Genomic DNA, 17,372 nt, shown 5'->3' on the forward strand with positions numbered 1-17,372 from the left:
ATGACTACTTATATTCTGATATATCTTCTAACTTAAACATCCAACTAAAGGTAGATAAAATACACTTTAGAAGTTAAATAAAATACGCTGCAAAATTAGTGTTATATCTAAAGAATAGATGGGTATAAATATTTTTATTTAAATTATAAAGAATAGCAGGAAATCAGTTAAACCTTAATCACTACTTAACCTAATTATAATTTTTTATATCAAAGTTTTATCAAAATGCTTCCTGATATTTTGCCAGGTCAACCTTTTCCAATTGGCGCTACAGTTACCCCTAATGGTATCAATTTTTCGGTATTCTCTAAAAGCTGTACTGGACTGGAATTATTGCTCTTTGATGAGCCAAATTCACCCCAACCCAGCCGTGTAATTCAGCTACACAAAAAGCATAATAAAACCTTCTACTATTGGCATATCTTAGTATCAAATATTGGTGCTGGGCAGGTTTACGCTTATCGGGCGGATGGACTTTATGCGCCAGTTCAAGGACTAAGGTTTGATAGCAGTAAGGTACTACTTGACCCCTATGCGCGAGCGGTAGTAGGTTGGGATAATTATAGTCGTGAAGCTGCTAGCTGTTTTGGTAAGGATAATTGCGCCCAAGCACTACGGGCGGTGGTAGCACCTGATCCCAAAACCTACGACTGGGAGGGGGATCTTCCCCTACGGATTCCTTATGCGACAACAGTCATTTATGAACTGCACATAGATGGTTTTACTCGTCATCTATCTTCTGGTGTGTCTCCCGAAAAACGCGGTAAGTATGCAGGACTGATTGAGAAAATTCCTTATTTGCAGGAATTAGGAATAACCGCAGTTGAATTATTACCGATTCATCAGTTTGATCCTAATGATGCACGTCCTAGTCACAAGAACTACTGGGGCTACAGTACGATCAGCTTCTTTGCCCCCCACAGCGATTATAGTTCCCGTAGCGATCGCCTAGATCCCATAAATGAATTTCGTGATTTGGTCAAAGCCCTTCACCGCGTTGGGATTGAGGTAATTTTAGATGTTGTCTTTAACCACACGGCTGAAGGTAGTCAAGATGGGCCAACATTATCATTCAAGGGATTAGACAACCAGGCTTACTACCTTTTGGAACCAAACCAAGCTGAATATAGTAATTACAGTGGTTGCGGTAATACTTTGAAAGCGAATCATCCGATGGTTACGCGGATGATTTTAGATAGTTTGTACTATTGGGTCGCAGAAATGCACGTAGACGGTTTCCGCTTTGATTTAGCATCTGTCCTATCTCGGAGCAAATTAGGTCAACCCTTTGCCGATTCACCTGTTCTCTGGGCGATAGAAACAGACCCAGTTTTGGCGGGAACCAAGGTAATTGCTGAAGCTTGGGACGCGGCTGGACTATACCAAGTAGGAAGCTTTTTAGAAGGGAACAGCGATCGCTTTGCAGAATGGAATGGCCCCTACCGCGACGATGTGCGCCGTTTTGTGAAAAGCGATCGCGGTATTGTAAGTCGGTTAGCCGCTTGTGTCATGGGTAGCCCAGATATTTACTTACGACCAGACTACGAACCGAATCATAGTATTAACTTTATTACCTGTCACGATGGTTTCACCTTAAATGATTTAGTTTCTTACAACTACAAATACAACGAAGCCAATGGGGAAAATAACAGTGACGGCACAAACGACAATAATAGTTGGAATTGTGGCGTAGAGGGGGTTACGGACGATCCAGAAATTGAAGTACTGCGCTTGCGACAAATCAAAAACTTCTTTACCATCCTTTTGTGTTCCCAAGGAACGCCGATGTTGCTCATGGGAGATGAAATTAGGCGATCGCAAAAGGGAAATAACAATGGTTACTGCCAAGACAATGAACTGAGTTGGTTTGACTGGAGCAATATCGAAAAACACCAGGATTTATTGCGCTTCGTTGGAGGACTGATTCACTTCATCCAATCTTTAAGAATCTTTCGGCAAAAAAAACTTCTCAGTGTGACTCATGGCTCTCGTAAGCCACACATCATCTGGCATGGCACGAAACTAAAGCAGCCTGATTGGGGGAATGATTCTCGTAGTCTGGCATTCACGCTCCGTCACCCAAAATTTAATGAGCATTTACATATTATCCTCAATGCTTATTGGCAGCCGTTGACATTTGAACTACCACTTTTGAGTAGTGAAGAAGGCTGGCACCGAATTGTAGATACTGCTTTACCATCTCCTCAAGATTTCTCCGATTTGAAAACTGCAACCTTAATTACATCTCCAGAATATCTTGCCCAGGGGCGGTCAGTGGTGATGCTGATGGCACGTTAGCGTACCACCCCCGTTTTCTAAACGGGCATTTCCTGATAGCAGTAACTACAGCGCCAGTAAAGTTCTCCCAAACGCACATGACGGAGTAAAATGTCTGAACAGTTAGGGCAAAAATGCTTACTCATCATCGGTATCCGCTCAGAAAACCGGGGCAGGGAGAAAAAAGTAAGTAAGTGCGTCGTAGAATATGAAACATGACGCAACAATCATCACCAGCTCAAGAAATCTCCACATTACTGCAATCAATCGACCCAGAACAGATTGCAGACAAAGGTGTGCGTCAAACGGTAGAAGTATTATTAAACCTGATAGAACAGCTAAATGCAAAAATTAAAGATTTAGTTGCAGAAAACCAGAAACTGCGGGACGAAAACAACCGTCTCTTGGGTGAAAAAGGAAAACCAAACATCAAAAGTAATAAAACCGAGGGTTTTCAAAAAGACCACTCATCAGAAAAAGAGCGGAAAATCCCCAAAGAACATAAAAAGAGAAGTAAAAACGAGACAATCAAGATAGACCGAGAAGAGATTGTAATTTACCCACAAGAACAATTACCAGCAGATGCCCAATTTAAGGGTTATGAGGAAGTAATAGTCCAAAACATCTCACTGAAAACAGATAACGTACTATTCCGTAAGCAAAAATACTACTCACCCCAAACAGGAAAAACTTATTTAGCACCGCTACCAACAGGTTATGACGGAGAATTTGGTCCAGGAATAAAAGCGTTGGTTGTGAGTCTGTATTATGGTGGAAATATGACTCAAGGAAAACTTCTGGAGTTTTTGTCAGATATTGGCATCTCAATGAGTGCAGGATATCTATCAAATTTACTAATTAAAAATCAAGAAGAATTTGAAACTGAGTATCAAACCGTATATACAGAAGGACTAGCAAGTAGCCCTTGGCAACATTTCGACCAAACAGGAGCGCGTGTTGGTGGAATTAACCATACAACGAATGTAATTTGTAACCCGTTATATACAATCTATCAAACGACACGAAACAAAAACCGTTTGAGCGTATTAAAGGTATTGCAAAACACCAGAGAATTAGAGTTTATCCTTTCGGAATTGACCTACGAACTATTAGATACTTTCAACTTACCAAATAAGTGGATAAATAAACTCAAGTTATTGCCCCAGCAGATAGTTTTTACGGAAACTGAGTTTAATGCGTTAGTTGATGAATATTTGATTAAATTAGGCTCTCAACATCGTACCCGTATCCACGAAGCCGCAGCGATTGCTTTTTATCATCAGCAATCGAATACTCCTGTAATCAAAACCTTACTATGTGACGATGCTCCACAGTTCAAGTTAATTACCAATGATTTGGCTCTTTGTTGGATACATGAAGGTAGACATTATAAAAAGTTAAGTCCATTTGTTGCTTGCCACCGGCAGATTTTAGATGACTTTTTGGAGAAATTCTGGTTCTATTACCGAAGACTACTTGCTTATCGAGACTCACCAAACCAAGAAAAGGCTCACGAACTCAGACTTGAATTTTGGACGCTTTTTACAGAAATTACTGGTTACGAGCATTTGGATGAGCGAAAACGATTAACTGCTGCTAAAGCCCAACAGCTGCTTGTTGTTTTGGAGCATCCCGAATTGCCATTACACAACAATCCTGCCGAGTTGGCTGCTAGGACTATGGTGCAGCGACGCAATATTAGCTATGCTACTCAAACTCCACAAGGTACAAAAGCGTGGGATATTTTTATGTCCCTTGTTGACACTACCCGTAAATTGGGTATCAGCTTTTTTGAATATATGCGTGACCGGATTTCTCGAATTGGAAATATTCCGTCTTTAGCAACCATTATTCGGGAGAAATCTTCTTTTAATCTATTTGGTGGGTCGTGGATGCCAGAATAATTTTCTACCCCGAACTATTGAGGGGATACCATCATCGATTGACTGATTGTTGTAGATATACTCCATTTGCGAGGACTCGTTAATAAAGCTTTATTAAGCATATATTTCACTAAACTTTGTCAATTTGTTGATAAAGGTTAGTATGACACTCTAAGATTAGAAATCATGTTTAAGCAAGTGTTTGATTAGTGTATAAGTTGTACAAATTTTAATAAAATATTTAAATTCTAACCTTTAGCTAATAACTTTTGAGCGTTCATCTCTCGTATGGCGCGATCCCATTTTCACAGATATTTACAACAGACACTGCTTATAGTATTTTTTTGAGCAAAAATAGCTAGAGTTAATGCTAAATTTCCATAAAAAATCACGTCCCTTGTAGGCGTGATTTTTGGACAGGGGATAGAATTTCCCAGCAACTATACTTTTACCTGATAATGCCCAGGTTGAGTAGTTCTTGAGGAGATGCCAACAAATCAATCGCCACAAAGAAAATTTTGTCTTGGGGATTAAGCAAGAATCGCCATGCTAAATTTATGCCAATACTTTCACCAGACCAGGGAGTTTGCACTTTACCCGTCACTTTAATTTGGGTGAACTCTGCCTCTGCTGGCTCAGACACTCCCTGCTCAGGAATTAGCTTGAGTCCATAGCATTCTTCACGCATATATGCGAGGATCGACTCATAACCAACAATTGGTTCTTGAAAAGGGGGTTGCAAAGCACCGTCTTCAGCAAATAAAGCCACAGCCGCCTGGAAGTCGAAAGCGTTCATATTCTCCATATAGCTTAGGACTGTCAAGTTGTCGATGCCCTTAATTTTGAGCTTAACTCGTGGTGCAATATCTTTAGGCGCAATCACAGGTTCTTTGACTGTTTGAGTACCAGATGTTGGGGCATAACCCATGTTGACGACAATATCCTGTAATATGCTCAGTTGCTGACCCCCTTCCATCTGACGGATAGCTTGGAGAACATCTGATGCCTTCGGAGAAAGTTGATAACCTTTGGGAATCGGAGCAACGATTCCTTGTTTCATCCACTCACTTAACTGATACCAGAAACCTAACTTGACATTTGTGCCGAAAGACGAATAAGTACGGCAGATGTCTGTATCAGTATGGTTAACCAGATCGCACATAACTTGCGTTTGTTCTCCAGATGGCATCTGCTTGATTTGAGTCAAGGTTCTTTCTGCAAAAACTATATTGACTACCTCCATAGCAGCAGGAGTAATTGTGACTCCCATCTCGGTATAGGCAAACCAAAGTAAAGCCAACTGATCTTCAGCCCGAAGTTGATTGAATGATTCAACAGTAGTTGGAACTAAATTAGCAACTTGAGTATCAGGAAAAATGGAGCGTGCAGCCTGTATAGTAAATGACATTTGGCAAAATCTCCAGAACGAAATTACATTGATTTTTTTGCATCGCTGAATCAAGTATGAATTTGGATCTAGAGACGTAAAATTTTACGTCTCTACAAGGATTTTGACCACAAAGCACAATCGTTTTCATACCGCAATCAGCAACGCCGATTTTTTAATCTACCTATCCACAGGGATATTAGGCAAAATAATTGGCAGACTCTAAGCGATCGTTGTGCGTTCTTCCATCAGGCATTTTTGCCCCCTTCAGATTAGCACCACTGAAATTGGCTCCTTTGAGTCCAGCCCAGTTTAAATTAGCATCACTTAAATCACAGTTTCTCAAATCTGCGTTGTTCAAATGTGCCCCAGTCAAATCTACCCCACTCAAATTTGCTTTAGCTAAACTGATCCCTCTCCAGTCTGCCTGTCTAAAATTTCTTTCTCCGACTGCATATCGTCTTAAAACTTCATTGGCATCCATATTGGTTGCCTCGCAACGTGTAGCGTTGTCGCTGTTAATACATTTATTCTAACTCAGAATGTGCCTCTGTAACATCACAAATTGACTCTTAGCGATCGCTACGCCCGCCGTACACCTTTGGAGAAGCAAGCTACGCGAACGCGTAGCGTGTCGCAGACAAGCGTCTCGTAGAGAAGGCATCGCATCTTGTTACGTCTCATTGTTTTGCCTTCGGATAAAACAAATATGTCACCCACTCACTCAGTGGGTTTTCACGTTCCGCTAAAGAATCATCATTTTGACAACTAAATGTCACAAAGTAGTATAATTTCTCTTGCGTGTGGACAAACTTACCGTATTCGATCTGCCGAGTTATTTCGACAGAAGTAGTCTTGTCTAAGGCGGGGAGAGGGAAAAGTTTCAAGCTTACACTTAATGGAGGCTCCTCAACGAGGTCTTTAATCCCGCGATCTACTACGGGTGCAATTACCCACTCCTGACCCCACGGATCTGGAACGGGCGAAACAATTTGTAGGCAAGGGGTGTTTTTATCGACCCAGTACCATGCTCCCTGATTAAAAGATTGAACAGGGATGTAATTCTCTTGGGGTGGCAGTTTTCCTATAAATTTCAGAAAATCCGTATCTTGCCGATCGGTTAGGTTCATTGCGATAATCCTTGAAGACAGTACTTAGTATTTTTCAAAGCTTTGATATTGCAAACTGCCGACGCTCTCTACGTCCCTTGCGCGTGTCGCAAACAGACGCTAAAAGCGTAGCAAGATTCCCTCTAAGCGTTGGCACAGCCTCTCTAAGAGTTGCCCATGCCGAAGGCGTTGCGTCTCGTAGAGAAGGCTTTACGCTGCGCTATCCTGCCTCAAAACTCGTAACTTTGTACCTCATACAAAAGAAAACTGCTGTATCTACTGTCGTTGTTCTAAACAGCTAGTAAGTGTTTATAAAGAAGCTCTGAATCTTGTACTTCTCCAGCATGACAAATGGGTGGTTGAGATTAAGTCTTGGCAAAGGTTAGAGAAGTATAAAATGAGTTCATAGTGTTTGATTTAGTTATAAATCTTTAACAAACTTAGTGATACCTCAATACCACTTGTCATTTAGAGCCGTTAAATCAATAGTGATCGCTAATCAAGCACGCCGCAAACTTTATGCTCACCAAGCGAAACCTCATGGTGGCGTTTTGTTTGGCTTAGGTTTTGTTGGCTTGGTCGGCTGGTCAGTCGTCATACCAACTTTATCAGGAATGGCACTAGGCATCTGGATCGATTTCCAATTTCCCAGTCGCTTCTCATGGACATTGGCACTGATGCTGGCAGGTTTAAGCATTGGTTGTTTGATTGCTTGGGAATGGGTATCGCAGGAGCAACAACGCATGGTAAGAGATCAACCACCCGATGATTCTCCCAACCAGGAAGAAAGAGACTGAACCGAATGGCACGCTTGATCAGGCAAGAAGCAAAAAGAAATAAAAGCTCCAACAGCTTGCAGCACAAGCTTTGAAAACATAAATAATTGATGGATAAATTAAGAGTAGAGACGGCGATTTATCGCGTCTCTCTAACCGTCAAAATGAATTTGGTAACGATTTATATCGTAATGAATCAATTCACTCAAGAAATCAAGCTATAGCCCCTCAGAGTAGTTAACGAGGAGAGTTATCTGAAATCTTGTCCAACAACATTGCCTGATTGACTAACTTCCTCCAAAAAGAGCGCAATTAATCGATGAGTATCAGCAATGAACTTGTCAGTATGTCAAGCAGGCAGGAAATTCCAGTTCAACCGCTTTAATTGTAGCTACTCTCAACTTATCGAAAGGAACATCTAATGAAACGCATAATCGTTATCCTGATGCTTGCTCTTCCCCTTGGAGTCTTGGCAAAATCTGCCTCAGCCGCAGAGTTCAATGTTAATCATGGGCAGAATTCAACTCGTTCCGGTGTCGTCGAGGCAGGCCGGGTTGCACCAGATCGATTGGCTCAAAACCAGCGCGAACAAACTCGGCGCAATACTACACGCCGCGCTCGTTATCGCCGGGTCTGGGTGGCAGGACATTACCAACGGACCTCCCACGGTCATCGGCGATGGGTGCCAGGACACTGGGTAAACCGTCGCGTTTAGCATCATGCGCTTGAAAGGTTGGATTGGGCGATCGCTTAACAAACCGCCGTAAGCAGCTTTCAGGAGGACAACAACACCGAGTTGCCATAGCTCGTATTGTAATCAATCAATTCATCCATTAACTCAAACGGTAGTCGCCCAGAGTAGTAAATGAGCAGAATTGTTTATAAGTTAATGAACTATTTGCCATTTTAGAGATTGAGTGTATCCGATGATAACTGGTCTAACAAGACTAAGGAGAAATTAATGGAAATGCAGATGTCCCGGATTCATCAAACCACTTACAACGCTATCTTTGGACACCCAGTAGCCCGAAACCTTCAGTGGCACGATGTCCGATCAATGCTAAATGCACTGACTGAAGAGACTCAGGAACATAACGGCAATCTGAGATTTACGCGGAATGGTGAGACGCTGACAGTTCACCCCTCGAAGCACAAAGATTTATCTGATATCCATGAACTAATGCAGATTCGCCACTTCCTTGAGCGTTCTGCTGTCCCCGCCCAGGCAATCATCGCCGAGGGTGTCCACCTGCTGGTCGTTATCGATCACCGTGAGGCGCGTATCTATAAAACTGAACTGCACGGCTCAGTACCAGAACGGATCGTTCCTTACGACCCGGACGGCTCTCATCGGCATCTGCACAATTTGGATGACGATGCCAACGGTCAGCGCCAGCCGGAACTAAAATCCTTCTATGAGGCAATAGCGCGATGTCTACGACGGGCTACACCTACGCTAAGTGGCGCAAAGAAGATTCTGATCTTTGGCAGTTCAACCGGATCGAGCAGCGCGATGGATTATCTGCTGGCGGATCTCAAAGAACATCATCCAGATATCGCCCAGCTAGTTGTCGGTACAGTCGTCGTCAATGAACAACACATGAGCGAAGACCAGTTACTGGCACAGGCGCGGACGTTCTACGCGACAACCGAGCGATAAAATCTACTCTTTTGCGATCGCTTTCCCATTTACGCCCAGTCTATTCGCCAAATCAGTAAATGCAGTAGCAGCGATCACAGGTATCGTAAACTAAAAATCAGCAGTTTATGAGGTAAAATGCAGATACAGTAAAAAGTCATTTTTCCTTTAAACAATTACAATCCAAAAATAGTATGAGTGAATTAGTTGTAGTCAATTTCGATGAAAAATATGAAGCAGATGAAGTACTTTTAGAACTACTCAAACTTGAGCGAGAAAACTTAGCAGATTTGAAAGATGCAGTTGTGATTACCAAAAATGCAGCTGGTAAGATTAGGGTTAAACCATATCACGATTTGGTTGAACCTGGAGACCTGAGTAATGAACTCTGGGGTGGAATCATTAGCGCAGTTTTCTTTCATCGCACTCTTACTATTAAAGAGGGCACATTTGATAGTAGTTTTTTAACAGAAATTGAAGAATCTTTAAAACCAAATTCTTCATCATTGTTTGTTCTAATTTCCTCCGTTAATCTAGAGAAAATAATTGCAGAATTTAATCGTTTTGGAGGAAAGTTAATTAGAACAAGTTTTTCTCAAGACAAAATTGAGAACTTGCAAAAAACTCTTAGTCCTGCTTAGAGGTTGTTTGAAAAGTTGACAATTGATTAAAAAAATATCTCAGGGTATAACCTGTAGATATGTAGATACAGCACAGCAGCATTAAAAGCTGTGATTATTAGTAAAGCATACTGAACTGTATTGAGTTATAGGGGTAAAGCTATAAAAGATACCTTTACCCCTTATTGTATCCTCAAGATTTTTATTGCTTTGATTACAATTTATATCGTAATCAATTAATTCATGCAGTAAATCAAACGGTACTCGTCCAAAGTAGTGGAACAGTATAAAAAACGAGATGATTTAATGACTATGATGTTAAATATCTTCATTTTGAACCTATTTATAACAGAATATAGGAGCGTAATGGAGTCATGGAAGAAAAATCGATCGCAACTCTGCCAGCTAATTCACTCCCTCTAGATCATCGGGGAGTAGAAACTCTTTCTGTGCTAGATATGGGTTTCCTGATAGTAGTCAGCGCTATGATTATTTCGGCGATCGCTACTTTAATTTATGCCTTCATTCCTAAGCGGGTGCAGCAGTATTTATTTAGCCTCAAATTGCCTCATCAAGCCAAGTGTCCTCACTGTCGATATTTTAGCCATAATTCATATCTTAAATGCACCGTCCATCCATCAACGGTGCTAACCGATCAAACCATTAATTGTTTAGATTACAGTCCACATAATCAGGTGAAACTAGTTGAAGAAGATTAGAGAAGACTGTTGAAGATAATTCCCTCTGCCTCTTCGGTCAAGTATTGCCTAATCTAACTGGCGAGATTGGAAAATAAAATTAGGAGTCTTAACCATGAGCTGGAAGCAGTTGACAATCGTGTTTATCTCTACGATAGTATTTCTGTTTGCCGGAAATGCGATCGCACAGACTGATCTAAATATTAATAATACCAATCTGATTCGATTGGGCGGAAATGTCACGGTTGTAGAAAAACAAGTTGTAGAAAATGCTATTGCCATTGGTGGTTCGGCGATCATCCAACCCAATGGACGGGTGACACAAACTGCGATCGCTATCGGTGGAAATATCATTCTCAAGCAAGGCGCACGGGTAGATAGCGATGCCTATGCGATCGGTGGCAAAGTCGTATTAGCAGAAGGAGCCACAATTGGCGGCTCAAACAGCACATTCGATGGTCAATATAATGCACGAGGCATGACGGGAATGTACCGTCATCGAGATCGATTTTTGCCGATGTATTTCTTTTACGCTGGTTTTCGGATTTTTTCGACGATCGTCGGTGCAATTCTGGGCATAATTTTATTACAAACCGCACCACCTTTTCTGCCGAATTTAGCAGCTACCGTGCGTCAATATCCCGGTAAAAGCGCCTTATGGGGAATTGGGGCAATGTTTACCTTATTTGCCCTTAACATTTTTTTGGCAATCACCCTAATTGGTATTCCATTGATTCCACTCCTGATGTTGATGGTGAGTCTGACATCATTGGTTGGGGCATTGGGAATTTCACTATTCATCGGTCAACAAGTGGTAAAAAGCGATTTTCTTACAGAGAGGCTACACCAACGGCAAAGCAGCTTGCAGCAGTTCTTGATTGGGTTGCTGATTGTCACAGTACTTGCGCTGATTCCATTTGTGGGCGGGATTGTGGTGTTTGTTGTGAGTCTGTTGGGCTTGGGATCGCTCCTTAGCTGGCAATTTGGTAAGACACAACCCCCGGTTTTGGGGTAACTCAATTGACGCTACTAGTAGTCTGTCAAGCCAACAATGCTTACGTAAACTAAGTTTTAGAATCTTTCTCTCTTTCTCTCTTTCTCTCTGTGTTCTCTGTGCCTCTGTGGTTCGTTATTAAATTGTTAATACAGTCTTTTGAGGGTTATTTAATGACAATTTCTACTCTAGAGCATAATCAAGAAGAAGATACTTTTGACTACCTTGCATTAGACCTATCTGATCCTTGTGTCTTGTTAAATACGCTGCAAAAATTGCGTCAGGTGGTTATTCAAGAAGGGCAAGACATTTTTTACCAGTGGCGATCGCGCATTCAACGACAAGAGTTTCTCAGCAGTGGACTCAATCTTGCCCATTACATGGCTCTACGAAGACATGACCTACGTCCTCTGCAAGCTGCCTTAATCCCCTGGGGCTTATCTTCCTTGGGTCGTTTGGAAGCGCGAGTCATGCCGAATTTAGATGCGGTGATTTCCACTCTGGGGGCAATCTGTCAGGTCAATTCGGCTAGTTTGCCGATTCGTCCTTCTATTGGAGCGTTTCTGGAGGGCGATCGCCTACTTCACCAACATACCGAAGATGTGTTTGGTCAGACTTTAGCTCATCGCCGGGTCAGAATCATGGTGACATTGCCAATGGAAGCCGCCAGCCATTACGAATTTGTCCGGGATCTGCTTCAGCGAGGGACTAACTGTGTACGCATTAACTGTGCCCACGATCGCGCTGAACTTTGGGAAGCGATGATTGGCAATGTCCGTCAGGCAGAGAAAGAAACCGGAAATTCTTGCAAAGTCTTAATGGATCTGGCAGGGCCGAAGCCCCGAATTGGCTTAGTAATCACACCTCATCAGAAACATCGCATCTTTCAAGGGGAATGTCTTGTCTTAACCCGTGATATGCCTAGTATGACGGATGCTCAGTGTTTCCAGGCAAATTGTACTCTGCCCGGAGTACTCGATCAATTGCAGGTGGGCGCAACTGCCTGGATTGATGATGGTCGTATTGGAGCGCATGTAGAATCTCTCACGGATCAGGGTGTTCTCTTACGCATCACCCATGCGAGTTTAAAGGGTAGTAAACTTCTGCCAGACAAGGGGCTTAATTTCCCCGATACAGATTTGCAACTTAGCCCACTTACTGATAAAGATCGAGAGGATTTAGATTTTGTTGCCACCCATGCCGATATTGTGGGCTATTCTTTTGTGCAATCTGCCAATGATATTAAACTGCTCCAGCAAGAGTTAGCAGATCGGATGCCTCAAAAGAGTGAAATTGCCATTGTTGCTAAGATTGAAACACCCCAAGCCGTCAGTAATTTACCTGAGTTGATTGTGCAAGCGGCAGGTCAACAACCCTTTGCGGTGATGATTGCTAGAGGCGATTTGGCGATCGCAATTGGGTATCAACGACTGGCTGAAATGCAAGAAGAAATTCTCTGGCTCTGTGAGGCGGCTCATATCCCGGTGATTTGGGCAACTCAGGTGCTAGAAAATCTGGTGAAAAAAGGAATTCCCTCACGAGCAGAAATGACGGATGCAGCAATGGCAGAACGGGCTGAGTGCGTCATGCTCAACAAGGGCCCGTTTGTTGTTGAAGCCGTGACGATTCTGGATGATGTCTTGACTCGGATGCAGATGCATCAATTGAAGAAAACACCTCAACTCCGGGCGCTCCACTCTTGGTAAGGGACTTCCAGTTAAAAAAATAATCAATCGCTGTGTAGGCAGGGGAGCAGGGAGAAAAGAAAAATATCATCTCAATAAATTGGGTAATTTATTCTCTGGAAGTCGCTAAGTGCATAAGGTCAAACAATTTTGGATTTTAGATTGATCCTATACCTGAACGCTCTCACATCCCGTAAGGAAGGTAAGGACTTGAGTAAAAAATTGTACCTAACTTTCCTTTTAGATTGGAAATCTAAAATCTAAAATTCAGTGACGATCGCTTACTAAGTTATTGCAGCAGTAAAAATGTTTGAAACCCTCTTTACGCCTAATCCCAGTGTTGAAAATAAAGTCAGCATCCGTCCTCGCAAAGGTGTCATTATTGGTGCTGGACAAGTAGGGATGGCATGTGCCTATTCGATGATGATCCAAAACTGTTTTGATGAGTTAATTCTTCAAGATATTCAGACAGAGCGGCTTCAGGGAGAGGTCATGGATCTAAGGCATGGCATTCCTTTTGTCGAGCCTGTTGAGATTAAAGCTGGCACCGTTGCCGATGTCGGACAGAATGCAGACCTGGTAATTATTACTGCTGGAGCCAGTCAGAAGCCGGGAGAGAGCCGCCTCGACTTGGTTGTACGCAACGTTGCCATCTTTAAGAGCTTGATTGCAGATGTCGTCAAATATTGCCCCAATGCTATCTTGCTGATTGTCAGCAATCCCGTAGACATTATGACTTACGTGACACTAAAGCTCTCCGGTTTTCCTGCTGCTAGGGTAATTGGCTCTGGAACGGTGCTTGACTCTGCCCGTTTTCGTACCCTGCTGGCGCAGAAAATGGGCATTGATTCACGCAGTGTTCATGCTTACATCATTGGTGAACATGGCGACAGTGAAGTGCCCGTTTGGAGCAAGGTGAATATTGCCGGAATGCCTCTCTATGACCGAGAGGGTAGTTCGGCAGTAGATAAGGCTGCACAAGAGATTTTTGAGCGCGTTAAAAACGCTGGCTACGAAATCCTCAAACGCAAAGGGTGTACTTCCTACGCCATTGGATTGGCAACGACTGAAATTGTCCAAGCCATTCTGCGTGGACAGGAGCGTATTCTTACAGTTAGCTGCCTGGTGAATGACTTCTATGGTATTAGCGATGTTTGTCTCAGTCTGCCCTCTGTCGTCAATGAAAAAGGTGTGATTAAGAGGGTCAACCTTACTCTCAACGATACGGAGCAACAACAGCTTATTCATTCCGCACAGATTCTACATGACATTTTTGACACCCTGGAACTCTAGATCCACGCGATCGCACACCGAAGCAACACATAATGGCTAAATTAATATTGATCCGTCACGGACAGAGCCTTTGGAATGCAGAGAATAAATTTACAGGATGGGTTGATGTTCCTTTAGGCGAACAGGGGCGAGCAGAGGCAACCATCGCCTCCTGTAAACTGAAGCATTATCGAGTCAGAGTTTGCTTTACCAGTATGCTGTTTCGAGCTATTGAAACTGCAATTATTATCTTGACAGAAGTCGATGATATTTGCGACGGGAGAATTCCGATCATCAAGCATCAGGCAGATGATCAAGCCTGGCATGGTTGGGATAAATACAAGGGTAGCCACGAACGGGAACTACCAGTTTATCCCACAGCTATGCTAGATGAACGGTACTATGGTGAACTGCAAGGTTTGAATAAAGCTGAAACCGCCGTAAAATTTGGCCAAGAACAGGTGCAACTCTGGCGACGATCCTATGCTGTGCCTCCACCGGGTGGCGAAAGTTTGGCAGATACGGTGAAGCGCACTGTTCCATTCTTTTGCGATCGCATTTTGCAACACTTAATCACAGGAGATAATGTCTTGATTGCAGCGCATGGAAACTCACTCCGTGCCATCATTAAGCACTTAGAAAACCTATCAGATGAGGAGATTGTCAATGTTGAGTTAGGAACAGCAATTCCAATTATCTATGATATTGATGCTCATGGTCAGACCACTAATAAAATCATTTTGAATTGAATTGGAGGCTGACTATAGTGATAATACAGATTTAGTATTTATATTCGGATAATTTAGTAACTACTTCCAAATTTTTGTATTGCTTTTTATACTACAAAATAACGTGCGGAATGTGGGTCAAATACTTAGTCTCGGTGAGGGTATGGGAAATTGTTCTGGGGTGGATGCGATCGCTGTTCTAGCGATATCCTGATGGTAGAATAAGTATAAAATTAAGAACATTCATAATGTTACATGAATTTCTCTTAGCAGAACGTAACGAAATTCTCGCCTTGTGTTCAAAAAAGATCGCGCGTCTTGCTGATTCCATGAGTTCGAGCGACGAAATGGAAAGAGGATTACCTGTGTTCTACGATGAACTCATTGAGGTATTACGTGCTGATGCTGATATAGATGAATCTGGGGAAGCACATAACAATTCTATAGAAAGTGTTCACAGAGCCGCAGCAGAACGTCGGGGAAAAGAGTCGTTAAAACTTGGCTATAGCATTTCTCAGGTTGTTCATGGCTACGGCGCTCTTTGTCAAGCTATCACTGAGTATATTCAGGAGAATACTAATCAAACAACATCCCCTCGTGAATTCAATCGATTAAATTTCTGCCTCGATATCGCTATCGCTGAAGCGGTTACAGAGTTTAATCGAGGTCAGCGCGAGAATGCAGAGCGGGATGAGGTTCTACGTCTGGGATTTCTAGCACATGAGTTGCGAAATGCGTTGACCTCTGCTAGTTTAGCTTCCCAACTTATAATCACAGGGAAAGTCGGAGCCAATGGAAGTACATCTCGTATTCTTGAGAATGCCCATAGGCGTATGAGAGACATTATTGATCGTTCACTTGTTGAGGTGCGACTGCGGAACGAATCAACCGGACAATATCAGAGATGTCGAGTTATTCATTTAGTCAGTGAAGTTGAGGCTACTGCATGGTTTGAAGCAAGTGCGAAATCAATTGAGGTGTGTGTTGAGGTAGCGCCGGAATTGGAAGTTTTAATAGATCGTCACCTAATAATATCTGCCTTATCGAATCTGGTTCAAAATGCCATTAAGTTCACCAAGCAGGGTGGGATTGTATGGATACGCGGTAAGGCTGTAGGTGGGCGTGTTTTGCTTGAAATAGAGGATCAATGTGGAGGACTCCCGCCTGGTGAGGTGGAAGAACTTTTTAAAGCTTTTTCTCAGATGGGAACAGATAGATCAGGATTGGGGATTGGGCTTACAATTTCACGGCGCGCCGTGTCCCTAAACAAGGGTGTACTCTCAGTTCGGGATATCCCCCATCAAGGATGTGTATTCTCAATTGATTTACCCAAAGCCTCCTCCCCTCTCCCTACTACATAATCCTCTAGCTCCATCTTCGCTGCGCTTACTTATGTAAACTCCAACTATTTTTCTAGTCTTTTTATCCAAAGCTAAAAATAAATAATTTTAGTTACTAAATCTCTATTATCACTACATATTTATCACTACAAAAATGTTTAGACTTGCTAAAAATCAACTATATGTTAGTATTTCTAAAGCATAACGGGAACCAAGGTTAAGACTCAACTATTTAACAACGCTATAGATGTTATTAGTTATGAGTTTCCTGCTCAACCAAAATATCCACTCTATCTTGTATTTCTGGGAGCATCCCAAATGTGTAAATTTATTTTTTGGTAGTGCGGGTTTCTAGCCCGCTTCCTGGACATTAGGAAGCAAGATGCTACAAATTTTATTTTGGCAAAATTGGGATGCTCCCGTATTTCTGAGTCGTATATCTTCAAAGAAGGAGCGACATCATCATTAAAAGCTGCTATCAGATAGAAAAGACCGCACGCAGCTATTCAATTTAATTGTTGCAGTGATTACTATTTATTTTTTTCAGCCCGGAGCGAAGATATTTAGCTAGGAAAGCCTTTTCGATAATATAACTAGTTGTATAGTTTTGAGGGATGAGATGTAGTGCTTGTGCAGTTAAATCGTTTAAGTTTGATGGTTGTTCACAGGATACATATTGACCAAGCCATATAAGGGCTATAACTTGTCCTTTTTCATCTGAAGAAAAATCGTCTACATATTTATGTAGTACTCTGACTGATGTTCTTCCTGTCATTTCAAAATCTTCTAAATAATTAGACAATTTGTCTAGAAAAGTTTCTGGTATATTTACTTTACTAAACAGTATACCTGATGACTTTGGGGAATAGATTAATTCAGCAAGCTCAATGATTTTATATACTTTACTAATTAATAAAAAATTCATATTTATCTTCAAGCTAAAATCATAGTGAATAAGGACAAA

The 17,372-nt window shown here is 42.1% G+C and carries 15 protein-coding genes and 1 pseudogene; 12 read left to right on the forward strand and 4 right to left on the reverse strand.

Going from position 1 to position 17,372, the window contains the following annotated elements:
* The first annotated feature begins 225 nt into the window (after positions 1–225).
* On the forward strand, positions 226–2,298 hold the full coding sequence (gene glgX / locus FD723_RS34380) for a glycogen debranching protein GlgX (RefSeq protein ID WP_179069704.1): 2,073 nt from the start codon (positions 226–228) through the stop codon (positions 2,296–2,298).
* A gap of 194 nt (positions 2,299–2,492) precedes the next feature.
* Positions 2,493–4,181, forward strand: a complete 1,689-nt coding sequence (locus tag FD723_RS34385) for a transposase (protein ID WP_179069705.1) — start codon at positions 2,493–2,495, stop codon at positions 4,179–4,181.
* A gap of 427 nt (positions 4,182–4,608) precedes the next feature.
* On the opposite strand, the gene FD723_RS34390 is transcribed toward FD723_RS34385, so the two are convergent.
* The 3 genes from FD723_RS34390 to FD723_RS34400 form a co-directional block, all read right to left on the reverse strand.
* On the reverse strand, positions 4,609–5,568 hold the full coding sequence (locus tag FD723_RS34390; protein ID WP_179069706.1) for an orange carotenoid-binding protein: 960 nt from the start codon (positions 5,566–5,568) through the stop codon (positions 4,609–4,611).
* Between the two features lie 178 nt (positions 5,569–5,746).
* A complete protein-coding gene (locus tag FD723_RS34395) occupies positions 5,747–6,031 on the reverse strand; it encodes a pentapeptide repeat-containing protein (protein ID WP_179069707.1) in 285 nt (94 codons plus the stop codon).
* A 196-nt stretch (positions 6,032–6,227) separates the two neighbouring features.
* Positions 6,228–6,677, reverse strand: coding sequence for a hypothetical protein (locus FD723_RS34400; protein WP_179069708.1), 450 nt, complete (start codon positions 6,675–6,677; stop codon positions 6,228–6,230).
* Between the two features lie 467 nt (positions 6,678–7,144).
* On the opposite strand from FD723_RS34400, the gene FD723_RS34405 reads away from it, so the two are divergent.
* The 10 genes and pseudogenes from FD723_RS34405 (at position 7,145) to FD723_RS34445 (ending at position 16,429) form a co-directional block, all read left to right on the forward strand.
* Complete coding sequence (locus FD723_RS34405) at positions 7,145–7,453, forward strand: AtpZ/AtpI family protein (RefSeq protein WP_256875261.1); 309 nt, start codon at positions 7,145–7,147, stop codon at positions 7,451–7,453.
* 708 nt (positions 7,454–8,161) lie between these two features.
* A pseudogene (locus tag FD723_RS43440) lies at positions 8,162–8,257 on the forward strand (macrolide ABC transporter ATP-binding protein); the annotation flags it as partial.
* Positions 8,258–8,489: 232 nt separating this feature from the next.
* Positions 8,490–9,092, forward strand: coding sequence for a hypothetical protein (locus FD723_RS34410; RefSeq protein WP_218651868.1), 603 nt, complete (start codon positions 8,490–8,492; stop codon positions 9,090–9,092).
* A 173-nt stretch (positions 9,093–9,265) separates the two neighbouring features.
* The gene (locus FD723_RS34415; RefSeq protein ID WP_179069710.1) at positions 9,266–9,712 is read left to right on the forward strand and encodes a DUF1269 domain-containing protein; all 447 of its coding nucleotides are present in this window, start codon (positions 9,266–9,268) and stop codon (positions 9,710–9,712) included.
* Positions 9,713–10,065: 353 nt separating this feature from the next.
* Positions 10,066–10,410: a hypothetical protein gene (locus FD723_RS34420; protein WP_179069711.1), complete on the forward strand. Its 345-nt coding sequence runs from the start codon at positions 10,066–10,068 to the stop codon at positions 10,408–10,410.
* Between the two features lie 94 nt (positions 10,411–10,504).
* Entirely contained in the window at positions 10,505–11,404 is a 900-nt protein-coding gene (locus FD723_RS34425; protein WP_179069712.1) for a hypothetical protein, read from the forward strand.
* A gap of 152 nt (positions 11,405–11,556) precedes the next feature.
* Entirely contained in the window at positions 11,557–13,089 is a 1,533-nt protein-coding gene (locus tag FD723_RS34430; protein WP_179069713.1) for a pyruvate kinase, read from the forward strand.
* A 285-nt stretch (positions 13,090–13,374) separates the two neighbouring features.
* The gene (locus FD723_RS34435) at positions 13,375–14,361 is read left to right on the forward strand and encodes an L-lactate dehydrogenase (RefSeq protein ID WP_179069714.1); all 987 of its coding nucleotides are present in this window, start codon (positions 13,375–13,377) and stop codon (positions 14,359–14,361) included.
* A 32-nt stretch (positions 14,362–14,393) separates the two neighbouring features.
* A complete protein-coding gene (locus FD723_RS34440) occupies positions 14,394–15,089 on the forward strand; it encodes a 2,3-bisphosphoglycerate-dependent phosphoglycerate mutase (protein ID WP_179069715.1) in 696 nt (231 codons plus the stop codon).
* Positions 15,090–15,316: 227 nt separating this feature from the next.
* Complete coding sequence (locus tag FD723_RS34445; protein ID WP_179069716.1) at positions 15,317–16,429, forward strand: sensor histidine kinase KdpD; 1,113 nt, start codon at positions 15,317–15,319, stop codon at positions 16,427–16,429.
* 490 nt (positions 16,430–16,919) lie between these two features.
* On the opposite strand, the gene FD723_RS34450 is transcribed toward FD723_RS34445, so the two are convergent.
* Positions 16,920–17,333, reverse strand: coding sequence for a DUF3775 domain-containing protein (locus tag FD723_RS34450; RefSeq protein ID WP_179069717.1), 414 nt, complete (start codon positions 17,331–17,333; stop codon positions 16,920–16,922).
* Positions 17,334–17,372 lie beyond the last annotated feature (39 nt).

The organism is Nostoc sp. C052, from assembly GCF_013393905.1.
Lineage (GTDB): Bacteria > Cyanobacteriota > Cyanobacteriia > Cyanobacteriales > Nostocaceae > Nostoc.

Coding starts and splice junctions, on each gene's coding strand:
- glgX (WP_179069704.1), top strand. CDS start 226: ATGCTTCCTGATATTTTGCCAGGTCAACCTTTTCCAATTGGCGCTACA.
- FD723_RS34400 (WP_179069708.1), bottom strand. CDS start 6,677: ATGAACCTAACCGATCGGCAAGATACGGATTTTCTGAAATTTATAGGA.
- FD723_RS34390 (WP_179069706.1), bottom strand. CDS start 5,568: ATGTCATTTACTATACAGGCTGCACGCTCCATTTTTCCTGATACTCAA.
- FD723_RS34430 (WP_179069713.1), top strand. CDS start 11,557: ATGACAATTTCTACTCTAGAGCATAATCAAGAAGAAGATACTTTTGAC.
- FD723_RS34410 (WP_218651868.1), top strand. CDS start 8,490: ATGCTAAATGCACTGACTGAAGAGACTCAGGAACATAACGGCAATCTG.
- FD723_RS34450 (WP_179069717.1), bottom strand. CDS start 17,333: ATGAATTTTTTATTAATTAGTAAAGTATATAAAATCATTGAGCTTGCT.
- FD723_RS34385 (WP_179069705.1), top strand. CDS start 2,493: ATGACGCAACAATCATCACCAGCTCAAGAAATCTCCACATTACTGCAA.
- FD723_RS34425 (WP_179069712.1), top strand. CDS start 10,505: ATGAGCTGGAAGCAGTTGACAATCGTGTTTATCTCTACGATAGTATTT.
- FD723_RS34440 (WP_179069715.1), top strand. CDS start 14,394: ATGGCTAAATTAATATTGATCCGTCACGGACAGAGCCTTTGGAATGCA.
- FD723_RS34395 (WP_179069707.1), bottom strand. CDS start 6,031: ATGGATGCCAATGAAGTTTTAAGACGATATGCAGTCGGAGAAAGAAAT.
- FD723_RS34420 (WP_179069711.1), top strand. CDS start 10,066: ATGGAAGAAAAATCGATCGCAACTCTGCCAGCTAATTCACTCCCTCTA.
- FD723_RS34445 (WP_179069716.1), top strand. CDS start 15,317: ATGTTACATGAATTTCTCTTAGCAGAACGTAACGAAATTCTCGCCTTG.
- FD723_RS34435 (WP_179069714.1), top strand. CDS start 13,375: ATGTTTGAAACCCTCTTTACGCCTAATCCCAGTGTTGAAAATAAAGTC.
- FD723_RS34415 (WP_179069710.1), top strand. CDS start 9,266: ATGAGTGAATTAGTTGTAGTCAATTTCGATGAAAAATATGAAGCAGAT.